This is a genomic window from Paraclostridium dentum (assembly GCF_048568265.1).
Taxonomy (GTDB): Bacteria; Bacillota; Clostridia; order Peptostreptococcales; family Peptostreptococcaceae; genus Paraclostridium; species Paraclostridium dentum.
The window spans coordinates 642423-663076 of sequence record NZ_CP183813.1; the positions used below are offsets into that span (position 1 = coordinate 642423).

Below are 20654 nucleotides of genomic sequence, written 5' to 3' on the forward strand. Positions count from 1 at the left end.
CAATAGTTAACATATCTCTAATTTGGATTTAACATAGTTACTTTATTATAAAAATGTAAAGAAAATTCAAATAAAGGAATAAACGACAATAAAGTCGGAAAAATAATAAAGTAATTATAAAAATTATAACTTTGTGGAGGTTACCTATGTTTAAAAAGAAAATTGGAGTTTTACTAATGAGTACTATAATGGTAGGAACGTTAGCTGTAGGATGTGGATCGAAGGATTCTGGTGGTGGAAGTAAAGTATCTGTATCAGGATCAACTTCAGTAGGGCCACTTATGGAAAAAGAAGCAGAAGCTTATAAATCAGTAGACTCTAAAGTATCTATAGAAATAAATCAATTAGGATCATCAGCAGGGATAAAAGATGCAATAAATGGGGTAGCAGAAATAGGGATGTCATCTAGAGATTTAAAAGGTGAAGAAAAGCAAGCAGGTCTTAAAGAAGATAAAATAGCAGTTGATGGAATAGGGATAATAACTCACAAAAACAATGAAGTTAAGTCTCTTACAATGGATCAATTAAAAGGAATATATACTGGGAAAATAACTAACTGGAAAGAACTTGGAGGAAAAGATGCTCCTATAGTTGTTGTTTCAAGAGAAGATGGATCAGGAACTAGAGATGCATTCCAAGAAATAGTTGGATTTGAATCTACTCATTTAACAAAAGAAGCTCAAATAAGTGATGGAAACGGAAATATAAAATCAACAGTAGCTGGAAATGAAAATGCCATAGGATATACTTCATTTAGTTATTTAGATGACAGCATACATACACTTCAATTAGATGGAGTAGATGCTACAGCAGAAAATGCTAAGAGTGGAAAATATAAATTATCAAGACCATTCTTACTAGTATACAAAGAAGATAAATTAAGTGAAAATGGTAAAAAGTTTATGGAATATATAACTAGTGAAGATGGACAAAAAGTAGTAGAAGAAGAAGGTTTAATAACACTTAAATAATATAAAAAAACTCTTTCTAAAAAATTTAGAAAGAGTTTTTTATTTGAATCTATAACATAAACAAGCTTATTACCATACTATATATTATTAACTTTTTATTTTTATAGGAGGGATAATAATGATCAAGTGTCCAAGATGTGGTAAGGAAGTATCAAATAGACCAGGTACAGTTTGCCCAAGATGTGGTCTTGATGTAGGTAAAGTAACTGAGAAAGTAAGATGTCCTGAGGCTAGTTGTAGAGCTTTAGTTTCTAAAAAATTAGAATATTGTCCAAAGTGTGGATGTAAGTTAAAAGGGTATAATTTAAATGAAATATTAAAAATAGCAAAAATGAGATTTAGTAATAATTTTCCAGATGAGGAATAAGAGCTTTTTAAAAGCTCTTTTTTTGTTTAAAATAGTATATATAAATAATATTTACGGAGGTAATATATTGCAAATAAACCAACTAAGATATTTTATAGAAGTAGCTAGAACGGGATCTATGAATCAAGCTGCAAGTAACTTATTCATATCTCAACCTAATTTAAGTAAAGCAATAGTAAATTTAGAGGAAGAATTTAAAATAAAAGTATTTGATAGAACTAATAGAGGTGTAAAACTAACAAAAGAAGGTAAAGATTTTTTGACTTATGCAACTTATATAATAAATCAAATTGATAATTTAGAAAAAATATACTCAGACTTATCTCAAGAAAATGGGTTTAAGTTAGAAGTTTCGAGTATGAAGTTGTATACTTTAGGAATTGTATTGAGCGAGGTTTATAAAAAAGTTAATAATAAAAAAATTAAAATTTCACTGAAAGAAACATATAAAGAAAAGATAATAGAAGATGTATCAACAATGAAGTCTGAAATAGGTATAATAGCACTTTCTAATATGCAAGAGAGAGTATTTAAAGGAGTTTTAGAAAATAGAGACTTGGAATTTAACCCAATATGTAAAGACAAAATATATATTTACATAGGTAAGAACAATCCTTTATATAATAATGATGTTATAAAGCCAGAGGAGCTAAATGAATTTATATGTGTACACTTAGTAGAAGAGCCTATAAACGCGCTTACATATAGTGTAGAGCTAGATTTATTAGGTTTTTCTCATAAGGATAGAGCAATATATTTAAATGATAAAGAAACTATAACACAGTTTGTTTTAGAAACGAATGCTTATGTAATAGCATCTGGATTTAATAAAATAGAAAATGTTAGTGGAATAAGGGCTATACCACTTGAAGATGATAGTGTTCACTTTACAGTTGGATGGATTAAGAGAAGAAAAGAAGAACTATCAGATGAAGCAAAGTTATTTTTAGAAATACTTTTAGAAAATATGAGAAATATGTAGTTGTTATAAATTTTAGTTATAACGAGTAATAGTATATATATATTAACGATAAATCTCTAGATTTGATAGTATATTAATATAGCTTTATCAAAGGAGGAGATTTATAAAATGGATACAGTTATAGATAAATCGAAGATAATGGAAGATGATAATATAGGTAGATTAATATGGAAATTTGCGATACCAGGAATTATAGCCAGCTTAATAAGTGCTATATATAATATAGTAGATACAGCATTTATAGGTATGTTAAATGACACATTAGCAATGGCTGCGGTATCAGTTATATTTCCTTTATTTATACTAATTAATGCAGTAGGTCAATTAATAGGAGTAGGAGCTTCATCTTATATAGCAAGACTTCTAGGGGCTAAGAACAAAGACGGTGCAGATGATGTAGCATCAACTGCTATAATATCATCAGTAATAGTAGGAATTATATTTACTATTTTAATATTGATATTTCTAGAGCCGATTTTAAGATTGCTAGGAGCAACAGACAGTGTAATGCCATATGCAATGGATTATGCAAAACCTATTGCAATAGGAGCTAGTTTACCGATAATGATGCCAACACTTGCAAACATTATAAGGTCAGAGGGAAATACAAAACTTAGTGCAGTAGCGGTGGCATTAGGGGCTATAATAAATATAATTTTAGACCCAATACTAATGTTCACATTTAACATGGGAGTAGTAGGAGCGTCTTTAGCTACAGTAATAGGGCAACTTGCATCAGTAGTTTTGTTATTATCATATTATATAACAAATAAAAGTTATCTAAAGTTAAGTATAAAAAACTTTAAATTTTCAAAGAGCATATATGGAGAAATTATCTCTGTTGGAACTGCGACTTTTTTAATTCAAGCTTTAATAAGTATATCGATGGGACTTTTAAATATAGCATCAAAACCATATGGAAATGAGTTAATAGCATCATTTGGAATAGCTTTAAAACTATCTTCATTAGTTATGTTTGTTGTTATAGGATATAATCAAGGATTCCAACCTATTGCAAGTTATAATTATGGAGCAGGAAATTATGAAAAATTAAGAAAAGCAATAAACATATCTATTAAGAGAACAACTATATTTTCAACATTAGCAACTATAGTTTTAATGATATTTGCACCAACTGCTATTAATTTATTTAGTAATGACCCAGCAGTTATCGAGGTAGGTGCTAAAACATTAAGATATACACTTTTACTATACCCACTATTAGGATTTACACAATTATATGCAGTGTTATATCAATCATTAGGTATGCCAAAAGAAGCTTTAATTGTAGGAACAGCTAGACAAGGTATATTTTTCTTACCAGCAATTATAATATTACCAAAATTAATTGGTGTTGATGGAGTACTACTTACTCAGGCAGTAGCAGATTTGTTTACGGTAATATTAACTGCATTTTATGCTCACAAGACAAATAAAGACTTAAAAAACATGGTATCAGGGAAAACAAGTGAAAATACATGTTTATCTAATTAAACTTTAAATAATAAGAAACAAATGACGTAATTTTATATTATCTCATTTGTTTTTTTGCGCTTAAATAAATTACATTTACGAAAAATTTATGGATAACCTCTGAGACTTAGTTATATCAATATTGCATGTTTTGAGCGTAAAAAAAGTTTTTGAGCAACGGACGAAGTCGTTTGAGTAACGGGACACGAGTTTATCGAGTGGACGTTGACGACATGAAATTTGAGCGACATGAGCGAAGCGAATTTTTGCGCTTAAGTAAATTATCTTGAATATAAGTTATGTAAAAATATGGTAATATATATATGGGTTAATTGAAAAGATATATAAGATAGGGGAGATTTTATTGTATAGAATAGTTATTTGTGAAGATGATGAGTCACAAAGAAGTAATTTATATAATTCGATATTTAATATATTCGATGAAATTTCGAATAAGGTTGAGATATTTGAATTTAAATCAGGGGAAGAACTTTTAAGCTCTGGAATTGAAGATATAGATATATTTTTTCTAGATATACAAATGGATGAAATAACAGGTATGGATGTTGCAAAAAAAATTAGAGAAAAAAATAGTGTTTCAGAAATAATTTTTATAACTTCACTAATTGAGTATATACAAGAGGGGTATAAGGTAAGAGCATACAGATACTTATTAAAGCCAATAGAACATGAAGACCTAAAAGAAAATATTTTAAGCTGCATATCAGATATTATAAGCAAAAGAGATAACTTTATGATTGTAGAGGAAAATGGAAGCAAGCATAAAGTATCTATTAAAAATATTACATACATAGAAATTATAAAAAAAGATATAACAATTCACACCTTAGATAGAGATTACAATATTAAGAATAGGATTAAAAATTTAGAAAAAGAGTTATTAGTACATAATTTTTTTAGATGTCATAAGAGTTATTTAATAAATATGGAGCATGTTGATTTTATAGGAAAAGATAATGTTATGATAAAAAATGAAGAGATACCTGTTAGTAAACATAGAATGAGCAATTTAAAAACTAAGTTAACAAACATGTTGGGGTCAATAATATGTTAGAGAATAATTTTATTTACATATTAATTATATTTATATCTTCTGCTATAGAATTAACAACTTTAAGTGTATTATTAAATGAATTTGTAGAGTTAAAAAGTAATAAAAAAAATATAATAAACAGCTTAATTATTTGTAGTATATTAACTTCTATATGTGAAATTATTGCAATGATTATAATATTGAAATCTAATTGGACAATTGAAGAATCAAGTTTTTGGATGTTAGTAGTTAAATTTGCTAAATCAATAGTATCTACAACTTTAATAAGTATATTTATAAAAATTAACTATAAAATAGAGATTAAAAAAATAGTTCTTATAAGCATAAGTTATATATTGTTTTTAGGTTTACTCAATGAAATAATATATGCCTTTTTATCTTTACTATGTAATAGATTAATAGATATGCAATATGGATGGTATTACACATTAAGATATGAAAAGTTAATTTTCTTAGAAGTGAATATACTAACGAAATTATTGCTTATATACATTGTAACAATAATTAAAACTGTAAAGTTAAAAGTTAACTTAAATAATAAACAATATAAATATATATTTTTCTCAATAATATTAAATCTACTTAGTGCTATATTAATATTTGCAACTATATATAAAACAACACAATCAGTAACAGATTTTGCTTTAGATTTTGTTATTGCATTAATTTCAAGTAGCATACTTATTTTAAACATATTTTTCATGTGGCTAATAATAAGAGTTTCAAAAGATAGTAACTTAAGGGCAGAAAATAAATGTATAAAAGAAAATATACAATTACAGCATCAGTATTATTTGAATATGCAAGAGTCTCAAATGAAAGTTAAAAAATTATATCATGATATGAAAAACCATATGATATGTATAGAAAATCTGTATGGTAAAAATGAATATGTAGAAAGTATAAACAACCAACTTAAAGAGTGTAATTCTATATTTAATACAAATAATATGATTTTAGATATTATATTAAATGATAAAAAACGTATTTGTGAAAGTAAAGGAATAGATTTGATAGCTAATATAAACTTTAAAGAATGTAATTTTATAGACTCAGCAGATGTATGTAGTATATTTTCAAATATGATAGATAATGCCATAGAAGCTTGCGAAAATATAGAAGATAACAGTATTTCCAAGAAAATTAACATAAAAGGAACTATAGTTAAAAGCTTATATATTATAAAATGTGAAAATCCAAAAAATAATATAATTAAATTAAAAAGTGGTAAGATTTTAACCAATAAAAAAGATAAGTTTTTACATGGTATAGGTATAAGTAGTATGAAAAATTCTATAGAAAAATACAATGGAAATTTAGAAGTAAATGATTTAAATACTAGATTTTTGATAAATATTTGTATACCCTTAAAACTTAATGAAAATAATTTATACATAAAAAATGCATAGTGATAAAAGTAAGGAAAAAAGAACATCTAAACAATTAGATGTTCTTTTTTTGCCCAGTTATATCTAAAAAATACCCAGTTGTGTCTTTTATATTGTTAAAAGATTAAATAAAATATATATTTTTTATGAAAATACTTATGGGGATTTTAGGAGGTAAATATGTCAATTTTAAAAATTAAAAATTTGAGTAAGGTGTATGGAGAAAATGAAACTGAGGTAAATGCATTAAGCCATATAAACTTAGAAATAAACAAAGGTGAGTTTGTTGTAATAGTAGGTAAAAGTGGGAGTGGGAAAAGTACGCTTCTTCATATAATGGCAGGACTTGAAACACCTACATATGGAGATGTAATTATAGAAAATACAAATCTTTCTTCTTTAAATGAAAAAGAAAGATCATTGCTTCGTAAAGAAAAAATAGGATTAATATTTCAATCATACAACTTGATACCAGTTTTAACAGTGGAAGAAAATATAAAATTACCAACTATAAATACAAGTAATAAAGATGATGGATACGTAAATGAATTGATGGAGTTACTTAATATAAAAGAAAGAAAAAATCATTTACCAAATCAATTGTCAGGAGGGCAACAACAGAGGGTTGCAATAGGAAGAGCTCTTGTAAATAAGCCTGCTATTATATTTGCAGACGAACCTACGGGAAATTTAGATACAAAAACAGAAAGTGAAGTATTAAATCTTTTAAAAGAATCTCAGAAAAAATATAATCAGACGATAATAATGATAACTCATAATATGGATATTGCTAAATATGCAGATAAAATTATTAAAATAGAAGATGGATTTATTAGGGAGTAGGTGAGATTATGAAACTTATAGATATAGTTAAAAGTTATATTATGAAAAATAAGAAAAATTCATTATTAATAATTGTAAGTATTATAATTTCAACTGCGCTTTTTTTAGTAATGAATATAATAAGTGAAGATGCAAGAAATATAATGATAAATCAAGCAAAACAAAATTTAGGAACAAAACATGCTCAGTATGGACTTAGAAATGATAAAGAAATTAAATATTTTGAAAAAAATTCAAGTATAGATAAATTAGGAAAATCAATGTTACTAGGGTTTAATGAAATGGGACATGGTCAAACTTTACAAATAGTAAATGATGATAAAGTTGTACAAGAATTAGATAATAGTTATTCTTTAAAAGAAGGGAATTTTCCTATTAAAGAAAATGAAATAGCAATAGACTCTTGGTATATAGAACAAAAAGGAATAGAAAATCCAATAGGAAAAAGTATAAAATTAAAATATACCGGTTACGATTCGACTGGCAAGCATGTTTTATACCAAGGAGAAAAAGAATTTGAAATAGTTGGAATTCTAAAATGTAATCCAATATTAAAGGCTCAAGGAACTTGTATAGGAGTTATAAGTGAAGAATGTGCTAAAAAAAATATAACTGTTGAAAATAAATATAATCAAGTATTTTTTAAATTTAAAAAAGAAAAAGATATAACTAAGCAAGTTGAAAAAATTGCACAAGAAAATAATTTAAGTAAAGATGATTTCATGATAAATAAAGATTTAATATTAGCAATTTCAGATAGTATGAGCTTAAAAATACCATATATTATAATTAATGTAATACTTTCTTTAGCAACTATATTATTAATTTACAACATTTTCTATATATTACTGGCCAGTAGAAGAAAAGATTTTGGAATATTAAGAGCAATAGGATTTACACCTTCAGAGATATCAAAAACTATGATGTTTGAAGTGTTTATATATGCAATAATAAGTATACCATTAGGATTGATATTAGGGGGATTAATAGCAAATTTAAGTAGGGAATATATAATAGGTGTAATATATGATATGAACTATGCAAATTCAATAAAAAGTCAAAGTTACATGAGTTTATATATTATTTCAACATTGCTAAGTGTATTAACAATCATAATAGCAGTTTATAAACCACTTAGAGAATGTTCTAAAGTAGATCCTATGGTTTGTATGAAAAAGAGTGATGAAAAAATAAAGATAAACCAAAAGTCAATAGTAAGTAAGCTTATGACTAAGTTTTTTAAAGATTATGGAAATATAGCATCTAAAAATATACAAAGAAATAAAAAACGTACAAATTTAGCAATAGCATCTATGGTAATAATATTTTTTTTAATGTCAACATTATATACTAAATCTACTAGTAACTTCCTAGATGATAACGGATTAAGGCACTGGATTCCTGGAGATTATTTGCTTCATAATATTGATTATAGTTCTGCTGAGGATAATAAGATGTCATATGATAAAGTTACATTGCAAGCTATAAAAAATATAGATGGAGTAACTAAAGTAAGTCCATCTAGAGATAAGATATTAGATATAGATATAGATATTGATAAAATAGATAAAAAATCTAGCTATTGGAAACAAGAACAAAATAATATTGAATCAAAAGCGGATTCTATAGAGTTTAGAGAAGGGAAAAAAGCTTACAGAGAACGATTTGAAGTTATGGGTATTGAGGATCATAGCATACTAGATGATAGTATTATAGATGGAAAATCAAATTTAAAAGACATAGATAATAAACCATATATATACATAGATAAATATTCAAGTGAAACATTAAAAATAAAAGTTGGAGATTATATAAAAGCAAATCTTGATGTATCAGATAGTAAAACTGGCGATTATAAAGAAACTATATCAAAGGACTTAATAGTAGCAGGAATAATAGACTATATACCATTAACTTCACAAGGAGTAGGATGTACATTTGGAGCTGTTATGTCAGTTAATCAAATGAATAAATTTACAGGTATTTCTACATATGAAAGGTTTGATATATGGACAAATAAGCTTTCAAATCAAAAAAATATTGAAAGTGAATTAAATAAAATAATCGAAAATAGTGATAAGGGAATTTTAATTCCATATAAAAGTGAAGCTGCTGGAATTGAAAAAAGTGACAATCAAAAAGCTATGATTATGACTTTGGTTGTTGGAGTTATAGTTTTACTATCATTATTCAACTGTTGTAATACTATAGTTACTAGCATAAATAGTAGAAGTAGAGAATTTGCATTATTTAGAGGTATAGGAATATCTAAAGATGAAGTGAAAAAGATTGTTGTACTAGAAAGTTGTATATACATTGTAGTAGGTTTTATTATTTCTATAATACCTACATTGATAGTAAGGTACATAATAATAAAACCTTTTGAAACTATCCAATTAATCAACTTGAAGTTTATAATAGCTGTAATTTTAATATTACTAGTTATAAGTGCGATAATTATAATAACTACATTGAAAACATTAAAAAATGTTCAAGGTGAAGATTTTATAGAACAGATAAAAACTTTAGAATAAATTATAATAAGTAAGGGTAGCATTATGCTACCCTTACTTATATATTGCTACATTCTTCAAGTTGAACACCATCATTAATTAATTCAAACTTTAAAGTAACTTTGAACAAATCCCCATCAATATCTAGGTCAAGAGATCCATCTTGCATTTCAACTAAATTTCTAGCAATTGAAAGTCCAAGTCCACTTCCGTTTGTATTTCTTGAAACATCTCCACGAACAAATCTTTCAAGTAGCTCATTAGGTGATATGTTTAATTTATGATTAGATATATTTTTCATAGATATAAAAACATATCCGTAATTCGTATAAACATCAATATATACTCTTGTATTTGGCAAAGAGTATTTTGTTATATTAGTAATCAAGTTATCAAATACCCTGAACATTCTTTTTCCATCAATATTACTAAATACAGGGAAGTCAGGGGTATTAATTATAAAATCAAGATTAGAAGCTTCAATCTTATCGTCAAGCTCAACAATACTTTGTATTAAAAGTTCTTTTATATCTGTTTTTTCAAAATGAAGTTCTATATCACCACTACTTATTTTAGACGCTTCGAATATATCTTCGACAAGGGTTTTAAGTTTAGCAGCTTTTTTATCTAGTATATTTATATAAGTTTTAGTTGTTTGCTCATCTAGTTCATTATTTTTTAAAATATCTATATAGCTAATAATTGAAGTTAATGGAGTTTTTAAGTCATGACTAACATTTGTTATAAGTTCTGTTTTTGTTCTTTCTCCTTTTAATTGACTTTCAAGAGCCTTATCTAACCCATCGCTTATATTATTTACACTTTTTGCAATAGAGGCTAACTCATCATTACCTATAACATCAAGTTCATGTTCTAAATTACATTTTTCAATATCTTTAATATTTCGTTCTATATATTCTATATAATCAACTTTATTTAATAGTATCTTATATACATATGAATAACATATAGAGCTTATAAAAGATATTAATAAAGTTTCAATCAATGCAGACGAAGTAGAATAGTAAATTAAATTAAGTAATAAAAATATTAGTATAAATTGGCCAATTATAGCTATTGTAAAAAATAATCCAAGCTTTTTAAGTAAAGGATTTTGATTGTAGTTTTTATTTAAGCTGTTAATAAGAGGAATCGTAAGTATTCTTGATTTAATAGAACCATTATAAGTTTTAAAACTTATAGAGGTACAATAAAACATCCATAAAATTATACTATCACAATAAACTAAATCACTATCATAAAATGGCATAGTATGCTTCCATTCATCAAAACGTGAGAGAAAAATAAATGCTATTATAAGTAAAATAAACTCCAATGGAGTTTTAGATAATATGTAAACTATAAAATCAATTAATTTATTTGATGATTTTTTATTTAACATATAAATAAAAATACATAATAAAGATACAATAGATGCAATAAATATTATATTTTTTTGTATTATTAAAAGTTCAGGTTTAGTGTGTTCATAAACAGGTCCAAATAAATAATACTTAGGAATAAAGTCCTTAGGGGTTTCACCTAAAAAATTAAAGATTAGATTGAAATAACATTCAAATAATATCGATAAAGATATAAAAAGTATAAATAACGATAAAAACTTTAAAAGTGGATTGTTAATAAGCAATTTTTTCGATTTTGTAACCAATTCCCCACACCACCTTTAAATATTTTGGATCTTTTGAGTTAATTTCTATCTTTTCTCTAATCCTTCTAATATGCACAGCTACAGTTTTTTCACAATTATAAGCTATTTCCTCCCACACATGTTCATAAATATCCTTAGAAGAAAAAACAATTCCTTTATTCTCAAGCAAAAACTCTAAAATTTTAAATTCAATAGGAGTAACCTTAATATTTTCCCCATCTAAAGTAACTACTTTTGTATCTTTATTAAGGCAAAGCCCACCACTAGTTAATATTGAATTAGTACAACTAGAAATATGGGTATTTTCACTCATTGTATTTAAGTTTATAAATCTTCTGAGTTGAGATTTAACACGAGCTATAAGTTCTAATGGATTAAATGGTTTAGTTATATAATCATCAGCACCCATGTTTAATCCTAAGATTTTATCCATATCTTGATCTTTTGCAGATAAAAGTATTATAGGAATATTGTTATTTTCTCTAATTTTAAGAGTAGCCTTAAGTCCGTCCATGTTTGGCATCATAACATCCATAATAACTAAATCTATATTACTATCTATTAAATTTTCAATAGCTTCCAATCCATCATATGCTTTTAAAATATTAAACCCCTCTGGTTTTAGATAAAATTCAATAGCATCAACTATTTCCTTATCATCATCAACTATTAATATATTTTCACCCATAAAATCACTCCTTCAGAAGTTATTATAACATAGAGTTTTATGCATTAAATCTATAAACACAAGATTAAATTATTAAGAATTTATTACGAAAAGTTGTAATTATTACAATTGAATAAAGAAGTTTATACAATGAACATAAATTACGTTTTTGATAAAAAATTTAATGTAGAATTCTTTTGTAGCGATAAAGTAGTTTAATAGAAAGGGGAAGAATTATGAAAAAAAATTTAAACTTAGGAGTTCGATATATGAAAGCCTATAAGGCTAGGTCATTTGCAATTATACTAAGTATCATTTTATCAGTAGGTATGATAGTTGGAGTATTAACTTTAACAAAAACAGAAAAAATGAATGAATTACAAACAATGAAATACAATACGGGAATATATCATATAACATTTAAAGACTTAGATTACAATCAGTTAGAAAAAATTGAAAAGTCTAGTGATGTAGAAAATGTAGGTGCTTTTAATTTTCATGGAATTACAACAGATAAAGAAAAACAATCTGTAATAATGATAAATTGCAATGAAGATTATATAATATCAAATTCAAAGCTTGAAAAGGGAAGACTTCCAAAAGAAAAAAATGAAATAGTAGCTGAAGAATGGGTTTTAAAAAACTTAGGAATACAGCCTACATTAAACCAAAATATAAAGCTTAATGTTGAAGATATAAACAAGAATGTAAAAGATGAAGAATTTAAATTAGTAGGAATTATAAAAGATAGACCTACTGAAAAGCAAGTAGCCAAAATGCAAATGTACTTACCTCTTCAAAAGGGAAGTGAACATTTAGAAGTTGGAGTAGCTTTTAATGAGAAAATAGATATACAGGATTATTCTTTAGAACTTGCAAAAAAAGCTAATATAAATAAAGACAATATAGGGATTCAAGAAGACTTTATATCAATTTCAAATGATGCAAACAATATTAGTTTAGATAATATATTGAGTATATTAGTTATAAGTTTAATATGCGGAATAGTTATATACAGTATTTTTAATATATCTATGTATAAAAGATTTAGAGAATATGGAGTATTAAGGGCAATAGGAGCTAGAAATTCAAAGGTATTTAAATTGATATTAAATGAGTTAATGACTTTAGGTGTTATAGGTATGCCTATAGGGCTTGTAGGAGGATTAGGAGCATCTTTAATAGCTTATAAAAAATCGAGTGAATTAAAAACAAGTATAGCTTTAGATGGAAAAATTATAAGTTCACATATGGTGTATCCCTTATTTGAAATAATACTAGCTATATTATTTATGGTTTTAATATTACTTTTAATATCATTTTTTACATATAGAAAGATAAATAAGTTATCTATTATAGACTCTATAAAAGGTAACAGAAAAGAAAATAGCATAAAAAGAAATAGGGTAAGTGTTAAAGATTTAAGTAAATATATGAAAACATATAAAGCTATATCTTTTAAAAACATATTAAGAAATAAAAAACGATTTATAATGATAGTTTTATCAATGAGTATTTGCGGGATTTTATTTATAAACTCAAACTATCGTTCACATTTGTCTCAATCAGATGACTTTATTACAGATAGGGGACTGTTTAATAACTCTGATATGAGAATAGATATTTATGGGGCTGATAATCAAAGAAATGGCTTAAGTAAAGAAGATATAAAACAAATTGAAAATATAGATGGGGTAAAAGAAGTAGTAAAATCTCAAATAATGAATGGAAGAATGGTTATAAATAAAGGGAATATAGCTAATGAGGGTTATTTTGATTCTATAAATAAATCTATCAGGGGAAGTAACCTTTTTAAAGGATATCTTGTAAAAGATAAAATAAATGATGAGTTGATATTAAAACAAAATCTTAGAGGATATGATGAAAAAGCTTTAAAAGAATTAAATAAATTTTTAGTACAAGGAAACATAGATAATGAAAAAATGAAAAAAGAAGATTTAGCAGTAGTTTATGTTCCTATGGTTACCGAAGAAAAGTTTGATGGAGGTGTAACTTACTATAATGTTGATAATGGTAAGCCAGTTGCAAATATAAAGGTAGGAGATACTGTTAAAGTTAAATTTAGAGAAGATGGGAAAAGACCTATAGAGTTTATAAGGTTAGAAGACACTGATGGTAAGTATATAGAAAAAGAATTTAAGGTAGGGGCAGTAGTTAGCTATCCATTTATGGCAGAAGATACGTATACAAGCGATCATTGCGTAGATGTAATAGTGAGCGAAGATACATTTTCTAAAGCAACAAATAGTACAGCTTATCAAGCTATAAATATAAATTTAAAAGAAGGTGCAAATGACAAAAAGGTTTATGATGAAATACTAAAAACTACTATAAAAGTTAAAGGGGCTATGGCTAGAAATATAATTGAAGAAAAGAGAAATTCTGATGCAATGTATGAAAAATCTAGAGTTTTTAATGCTGCTATAGTAGTAGTGCTATTTGTAATTGCAGTTGTGAATGTAGTAAATAATATAAGCCAAAGCATAGTAGATAGAACTAATGAATTTGGAATGTTAAGAGCAGTAGGACTTAATAATAAAGACTTTAGAAAAATGATAATATTTGAAGGAATTATATATACAGCAATATCTAGTTTAATAATTATATTTGTTTCTTTAATTTTAAATAAAACAACATATGACTCGTTTGGAGTATCGAAGTTTGGGATTGAATTTAGTATAAGATATATAGATTATATATCGATAATAGTAATAAATGCATTAATTGGAGTACTTGCAACTTACTTACCTGCTAAAAAATTAGAAAAAGTAAGTGTAGTTGAAATGATAAATATAAATGAATAAGGATATTGGGAGGATTTAATATGTCAATTTTAGAAACTATAAATTTATCAAAAACTTATGGGAATAAAGAGAGTAAAGTAAACGCATTAAACAATGTTAATATAAATATAGGAAAGGGAGAATTTGTTGCAATAATAGGGCCTAGTGGAAGTGGTAAAAGTACACTTCTTCACTTATTAGGAGGGCTTGAGAAGATAAGTAGTGGAAGTATAAATGTAAATGGAAAAGATATTAGTAAGTTAAAAGATATGGAACTAGCAGAATATAGAAGAAAAGAAGTGGGGTTTGTATTTCAACAATACAATTTAATTCCTGTATTAAATGTAGAAGAAAATATAGAACTTCCACTAATGTTAGGAAATGATGATATAGATGAAATATATATAAATGAACTAATAGATGTTTTAGGTCTTAAAGATAGAAAAAATCATCTTCCTAGCCAACTATCAGGAGGACAACAACAAAGAGTTGCAATAGGAAGAGCATTATCAACAAAGCCAAGTATAATTCTTGCAGATGAGCCTACGGGAAACTTAGATAGTAAGGCAACAGATGAAGTAATGGAGTTATTAAAGAAATCTATAAGAAAGTTCAAGCAAACATTAATAGTTATAACTCATGATATAAATATAGCTAAGAAAGCAGATAGAATAATTAATATAGTAGATGGAACTATAAAAATGTAAATAAAAAGCTGTCTCAAAATTAATAACAATGAAAGTATAAATTTATCATAAGCTATATATTTGAGACAGCTTTTATAGTATGTAATTAATTATAAATATTTATGTTCTTATGTAATATTTAAAAATGTACACATTTCCCACCACAATTGGTTTAAATTATAACAAGAAATTTACTCATTTTTAAATTTAATTAATCTTCGTACATATAAGCTCTAGTCATTTTAATGTCGTTGTTAACACCTTTGCTTATTAAAATTTGATGTAAGTCTATTACTCCATTATTGAAGCAAGCAGCACAAGAAGTAAGGTATAAATCCCACATTCTCACAAACTCTTCTCCAAACATTCCTTTTACAGTATCTCTTTCTTTATCAAAGTTTTTATACCACTCAATTAGAGTTCTTGTATAATGTCTTCTTAAACTTTCTACATCCAAAGTATAGAAATCGTATTTAGGGAATATGTCTATAATTTCGCGTAAAGAAGGAATAACTCCACCAGGGAATATATATTTTTTTATCCAAGCATCACCAGGAGATTCTGTAAGACCACTTATGTAATGTAATAAGAAAAGACCTTTTGGTTTTAAAACACTATTAACATTTTTTAAGTATAAATCATAATGTTCACGCCCTACATGTTCAAGCATCCCAACACTAACTATTTTATCAAAAGACATTCCAGAATGTTCAAGATCTCTATAGTCCATTAATTTAACTTCTAAATAATCCTCAAGACCTTCTTCTTTTATTCTTTCTTGGAATTTTTTTTGTTGTTCTTCACTTAAAGTAATACCAGTACCTTTTATTTTATATTTTTTTGCAGCTTCTATAAGAAGATAACCCCATCCACATCCTATATCAAGTAGAGTTTCGCCTTCAGATAACTGTAGTTTCTTTAATATATGATGTATTTTATTCATTTGAGCTTCATAAAGTGTATCAGTTTCATTTTTGAAATAAGCGCAAGAGTAGCTAAGTGTTTTGTCTAACCAAAGACTGTAAAAGTTATTACCTAGATTGTAATGATAGCAAACTTCAGATTTTTGCTTCTTTTCATTACCAGCTTTTGAAAATATTTTACCAAGCTTAGCAAAGTTAGTGTGGAAATGATCTTTTTGACAACCAAATAAAGTATCGAGAGTAAGTAATAGGTCTCCATCAATGGTAATGTCACCACGCATGTAAGCTTCACCTAGAGTTAATGATGTGCTAGTAAGTAAATCTTTTTTACTTAGTGGGTTATTGAAACAAACTTTAAAAGAAGGGTTTCCTTCTCCGACTAAAAATTCTTCTCCATCCCAAAGCTTAACCTCAAATGGATTAGTATCAAGCTTTGAGAGAAATTCTTTAATAAATATTTTATCTAGATTATTCATATTAATGTCACCTCTTTAATTTCAATACCCCTAAAATTTGAGAATAAACAAAAAATTTCAAATAAAATTTTAAAATACGACTTGACTGTGGAGTAACTACATACTTTATATTATTATGAGAGAAAGTTTTTAGGAGGTTAATATGGAAAATTCATTAGCAAAAAGTTTTAAATTTTCATCACTTATAAAGTTCACTATACCATCTATTGTTATGTTGGTGTTTATATCTTTATATACAATTGTTGATGGAGTATTTGTATCTAGATTTGTAAATACAGATGCATTGTCAGCAGTTAACATAGTATATCCGTTTTTAAATATCGTAATAGCTGTTGCGGTAATGTTAGCTACAGGCGGAAGTGCAGTTATAGCCAAAAAATTAGGAGAAAATAAAAGTAGAGAAGCTAAAGAAAACTTTACATTAATTGTATTAATAGGATTTATTTTAGGAATCTTAATATCTTTAATAGGATTTATATTTTCTAATAAAATTTTAAATTTATTAGGATCTACAGATGAGTTGTATAAGTATTGTATAGACTATTTTTCTGCGCTTCTTATATTTGCTCCAGCATTTATAGTCAACTTATTATTTCAATATCTAACAATAACAGCAGGAAAGCCAAAAGTGGGGCTTGCCTTGACTATAATTGGTGGTCTTACTAATATGATTTTAGATTATATATTTATAGTTCCAATGAATATGGGAATATCTGGAGCAGCTATTGCAACTGGTATGGGAAATTTAATACCATCAGTACTTGGAACTATATATTTTATGAAAAAGAAATCTATTATTCATTTTGTAAAACCAAGATTGGATTTAAAAGTAATATTAAAAGCGTGTTCTAATGGTTCTTCAGAGATGGTTACAAATCTTTCAACTGGAGTAACTACTATGTTATTTAATTTAGCAATGATGAAATTATTAGGAGCAGATGGAGTAGCAGCTATAACTATAGTTTTATATGGAGAATTTTTAATAAATTCTGCATATATAGGATTTTCTTCTGGAGTTGCGCCAATTATAAGTTATAATTATGGTAATGATAATAAATCAGAACTTAAAAAAATAATTAAGTACAGTATAAGATTTATATTAATGAGTTCAGTTACCTTATTTATAATTTCAATATTATTTGCTCCAAATATAGTAGGAATATTCTCGCCTAAAGGAACTACTGTGTTTGATATAGGATATAAAGGTTTTTCACTTTTCTCACTAAGTTTTTTATTTACGGGAATAAATATTTTCTCATCATCTATGTTTACAGCATTTTCAAATGGGAAAATATCAGCAGCTGTATCATTCTTAAGAACATTTGTGTTTATAATATCAGGAATATTAATATTACCTAGATTTTTAGGTGTAAATGGAGTATGGCTTGCAGTACCAATAGCAGAAGTTTTATCTATGATAATTTCTGTGACGTTTATATATAGATATAGAAATGTTTATGGATATGGAAAAGAAACTGAAACTCATAAAGAAGATAAAGAAAAGTCATATAAAGATATAAAGGAGTTTTAGATATGAAAAATAAAATACAAGAGCCAAAAATAAGCAATAATTTGGAGATACCAACGAATGTGATTGATGAAATTTTTGAAGAGGAATACTTAGAAAATAAAATAATTGAAAATACTACAATATCAGGTATTTATGAAGTTAGGCTTAGTTTGAATTCTTGTATATTTAAAAATGTAGAATTTGAAAGTTGCGATTTTAGAAAAATTGATATAACTGATGTGATATTTGAAAATTGTAATTTATCGAATATTAATTTTGATGATAGTGGTATTTATCGAACTAAATTTGTAAATTGCAAGTTGACCGGAACGTTGTTTGAAGATGCGATTTTAAAAGATGTTGAATTTAAAGATTGTTTAGGTAGATATTCTAATTTTTCATTTTCAAAATTTAAGGGAGTTTTAATTACAGATTCAGATTTTCAAAATGCAGTTTTCCAAGAAGTACAAAATAATAAACTAATATTAAATTCTTCAGATTTAAATAGTTCTATATTTAGTGGAACACCATTGAATGGGGTTGACTTCACGACTTCTAGTATAGACGGTTGTGAGGTTAAACTAAATGATCTAAGGGGAGCTACATTTTCGGTTGCACAAACTTTAGAGTTAGCTAAACTAATGGGGATAATAATAAAATAGATAAAATAGGCTGGTTATAAATATTTAGTAAACTTAATCAGTCTATTTTTTGTTAATTTGGTAAAGATAGGATTATAAGTAAAAATGAAAGGATATTAAAATGAAGCAGGAAATTATATTGATAAATTGGGCATGTATATTCCTTATGTTAGTAGGAATGCTTATGATAATATTTATGAGAAAAAAGATAGATTATGTTCCTAAGAAATTTTATAATTTAAGTTTTTATGCGTTACTAATCTCAACATCTTTATATATTATTAAAGCGATTTTTATGACTATACATCCAATCAGGAGTTTTTACATGATAATTATATATTTAGATTGGTTGATTATAACCCCTATGCTAATTAATATATTAGGATCAATTGGAATGTATTATGATCATAAAAACAAGAAGCTAGTATTAGGTATAATTTTTGTATATTTGATTATGACAATTAGCTTTATAACTTCAAACAATACAACTGGATTTACAAGTGGTATTACACTTTTGATTAGTTGTGTGTTTTTTATTATAAATTTCTGGCTAATTTGGGGACCTTTAGAAAATATATCTAGTCTTCAAGGATGTTACGAATATAAATTATATAAACTATTAGCTTTGTTTACAACTATAGTTTGGATAGGATATCCTGCATTATGGGGAATAGGGCCTAGAGTTTTAGATATAATAGATCATAAATTATATATATATTTTAGAATAATAATTCCTACTATATATAAGTTAGGATTTATATTTATAGCATTATATGGAGTAAAAAAGGTAAATAAAATTAAACAACATTAAAAAATTATAATTTAAATTTAACGTTTCATTTTAATTTGTCATAAAATAAAATTTTTATAAAAAATATTTTTTTTAATATGGAATTTGATAAAAATGTGTAGTACTATGTATACATAGACAACAAGATTAGACAAAAAACAACTAGAAAACAATAGGAATTGACATAAATATTAAAGCGGGTGTTCATTCTCCCAATGGCACCCTTATAACCTTTAGATGAAATACTATCCCCCCATAAATAGTATTTTAAACCTAATACCCACCCATTTAAAAGACTGTATCGGAAACAGTCTTTTTTTTTTCGATTATTTTAGTTTATAATTAAGTAAAGTCAAATGATTAGGAGAACGGTATGAAAATTTTAATAGATGCAGATGGATGCCCTGTTGTTGATATAACCATAGAAGTTGCGAAAAAACTTGGAATAGAAGTAATACTAATGTGTGATACTTCTCATATATTTAATAAGCAAGGTATAGAAACTATAATTTTATCTAAAGGGGCAGACTCAGTAGATTTTGCATTGGTAAACAAGGTTAAGAAAGATGATATAGTAGTAACTCAAGATTATGGGCTTGCGGCTATGGTTTTAGCAAAATCAGGTAATCCAATAAATCAAAATGGTAAGCTTTATACAAGTGAAAATATTGATCAATTATTATTTACAAGACATATATCTAAAAAAGCTAGAAATGCAGGTTCCAGAATGAAAGGACCTAAAAAAAGACAAAAAGAAGATGATATAAACTTTAAAGATAACTTAATTAAATTAATCAACAATCTTAACAATTCATCCATGTAAAAAAAAGAGAAGTAAATTATTTCTGAATAAGCGAAGTATACAACATATGTATT

17 protein-coding genes are annotated in these 20654 nt (G+C 26.1%); 14 read left to right on the top strand and 3 right to left on the bottom strand.

Features of this window, described 5'->3' with window-relative positions; all coding sequences use genetic code 11:
* Window positions 1–146: 146 nt before the first annotated feature.
* The 8 genes from ACN6I1_RS02830 (at window position 147) to ACN6I1_RS02865 (ending at window position 9633) form a co-directional block, all read left to right on the top strand.
* On the top strand, window positions 147–971 hold the full coding sequence (locus tag ACN6I1_RS02830; RefSeq protein WP_021429835.1) for a phosphate ABC transporter substrate-binding protein: 825 nt from the start codon (window positions 147–149) through the stop codon (window positions 969–971).
* A gap of 118 nt (window positions 972–1089) precedes the next feature.
* On the top strand, window positions 1090–1338 hold the full coding sequence (locus ACN6I1_RS02835) for a zinc ribbon domain-containing protein (RefSeq protein ID WP_021429910.1): 249 nt from the start codon (window positions 1090–1092) through the stop codon (window positions 1336–1338).
* A 67-nt stretch (window positions 1339–1405) separates the two neighbouring features.
* The gene (locus tag ACN6I1_RS02840; RefSeq protein ID WP_419742645.1) at window positions 1406–2320 is read left to right on the top strand and encodes a LysR family transcriptional regulator; all 915 of its coding nucleotides are present in this window, start codon (window positions 1406–1408) and stop codon (window positions 2318–2320) included.
* Between the two features lie 108 nt (window positions 2321–2428).
* A complete protein-coding gene (locus tag ACN6I1_RS02845; protein WP_419742646.1) occupies window positions 2429–3814 on the top strand; it encodes an MATE family efflux transporter in 1386 nt (461 codons plus the stop codon).
* A 343-nt stretch (window positions 3815–4157) separates the two neighbouring features.
* Window positions 4158–4868, top strand: coding sequence for a LytR/AlgR family response regulator transcription factor (locus tag ACN6I1_RS02850; RefSeq protein WP_419742647.1), 711 nt, complete (start codon window positions 4158–4160; stop codon window positions 4866–4868).
* Complete coding sequence (locus ACN6I1_RS02855) at window positions 4862–6277, top strand: GHKL domain-containing protein (RefSeq protein ID WP_419742648.1); 1416 nt, start codon at window positions 4862–4864, stop codon at window positions 6275–6277. Before ACN6I1_RS02850 ends, ACN6I1_RS02855 begins: the two co-directional genes overlap by 7 nt.
* Before the next feature lie 159 nt (window positions 6278–6436).
* Window positions 6437–7099: an ABC transporter ATP-binding protein gene (locus ACN6I1_RS02860; RefSeq protein ID WP_419742649.1), complete on the top strand. Its 663-nt coding sequence runs from the start codon at window positions 6437–6439 to the stop codon at window positions 7097–7099.
* 8 nt (window positions 7100–7107) lie between these two features.
* A complete protein-coding gene (locus ACN6I1_RS02865) occupies window positions 7108–9633 on the top strand; it encodes an ABC transporter permease (RefSeq protein WP_419742650.1) in 2526 nt (841 codons plus the stop codon).
* A 37-nt stretch (window positions 9634–9670) separates the two neighbouring features.
* On the opposite strand, the gene ACN6I1_RS02870 is transcribed toward ACN6I1_RS02865, so the two are convergent.
* Window positions 9671–11281 (bottom strand): sensor histidine kinase, encoded by a 1611-nt coding sequence (locus tag ACN6I1_RS02870; RefSeq protein WP_419742651.1) that lies wholly within the window; start codon window positions 11279–11281, stop codon window positions 9671–9673.
* The gene (locus tag ACN6I1_RS02875) at window positions 11250–11969 is read right to left on the bottom strand and encodes a response regulator transcription factor (RefSeq protein WP_419742652.1); all 720 of its coding nucleotides are present in this window, start codon (window positions 11967–11969) and stop codon (window positions 11250–11252) included. Before ACN6I1_RS02875 ends, ACN6I1_RS02870 begins: the two co-directional genes overlap by 32 nt.
* Window positions 11970–12184: 215 nt before the next feature.
* Here ACN6I1_RS02875 and ACN6I1_RS02880 point away from each other — a divergent pair, with 215 nt between their 5' ends.
* Window positions 12185–14773 (top strand): ABC transporter permease, encoded by a 2589-nt coding sequence (locus ACN6I1_RS02880; protein ID WP_419742653.1) that lies wholly within the window; start codon window positions 12185–12187, stop codon window positions 14771–14773.
* A 20-nt stretch (window positions 14774–14793) separates the two neighbouring features.
* A complete protein-coding gene (locus ACN6I1_RS02885; RefSeq protein ID WP_419742654.1) occupies window positions 14794–15459 on the top strand; it encodes an ABC transporter ATP-binding protein in 666 nt (221 codons plus the stop codon).
* Window positions 15460–15649: 190 nt separating this feature from the next.
* Here the strand turns inward: ACN6I1_RS02885 and ACN6I1_RS02890 are convergent, their stop codons facing one another.
* Window positions 15650–16837 (bottom strand): SAM-dependent methyltransferase, encoded by a 1188-nt coding sequence (locus ACN6I1_RS02890; protein WP_021429880.1) that lies wholly within the window; start codon window positions 16835–16837, stop codon window positions 15650–15652.
* A gap of 142 nt (window positions 16838–16979) precedes the next feature.
* Between ACN6I1_RS02890 and ACN6I1_RS02895 the strand changes: the two genes are divergently transcribed.
* The 4 genes from ACN6I1_RS02895 (at window position 16980) to ACN6I1_RS02910 (ending at window position 20601) form a co-directional block, all read left to right on the top strand.
* Window positions 16980–18368: an MATE family efflux transporter gene (locus ACN6I1_RS02895; RefSeq protein WP_419742655.1), complete on the top strand. Its 1389-nt coding sequence runs from the start codon at window positions 16980–16982 to the stop codon at window positions 18366–18368.
* A gap of 2 nt (window positions 18369–18370) precedes the next feature.
* Window positions 18371–19009 (top strand): pentapeptide repeat-containing protein, encoded by a 639-nt coding sequence (locus ACN6I1_RS02900; protein WP_419742656.1) that lies wholly within the window; start codon window positions 18371–18373, stop codon window positions 19007–19009.
* A gap of 100 nt (window positions 19010–19109) precedes the next feature.
* The gene (locus tag ACN6I1_RS02905; protein WP_419742657.1) at window positions 19110–19799 is read left to right on the top strand and encodes a bacteriorhodopsin; all 690 of its coding nucleotides are present in this window, start codon (window positions 19110–19112) and stop codon (window positions 19797–19799) included.
* A gap of 352 nt (window positions 19800–20151) precedes the next feature.
* Window positions 20152–20601 (top strand): YaiI/YqxD family protein, encoded by a 450-nt coding sequence (locus ACN6I1_RS02910; protein WP_025161625.1) that lies wholly within the window; start codon window positions 20152–20154, stop codon window positions 20599–20601.
* Window positions 20602–20654 lie beyond the last annotated feature (53 nt).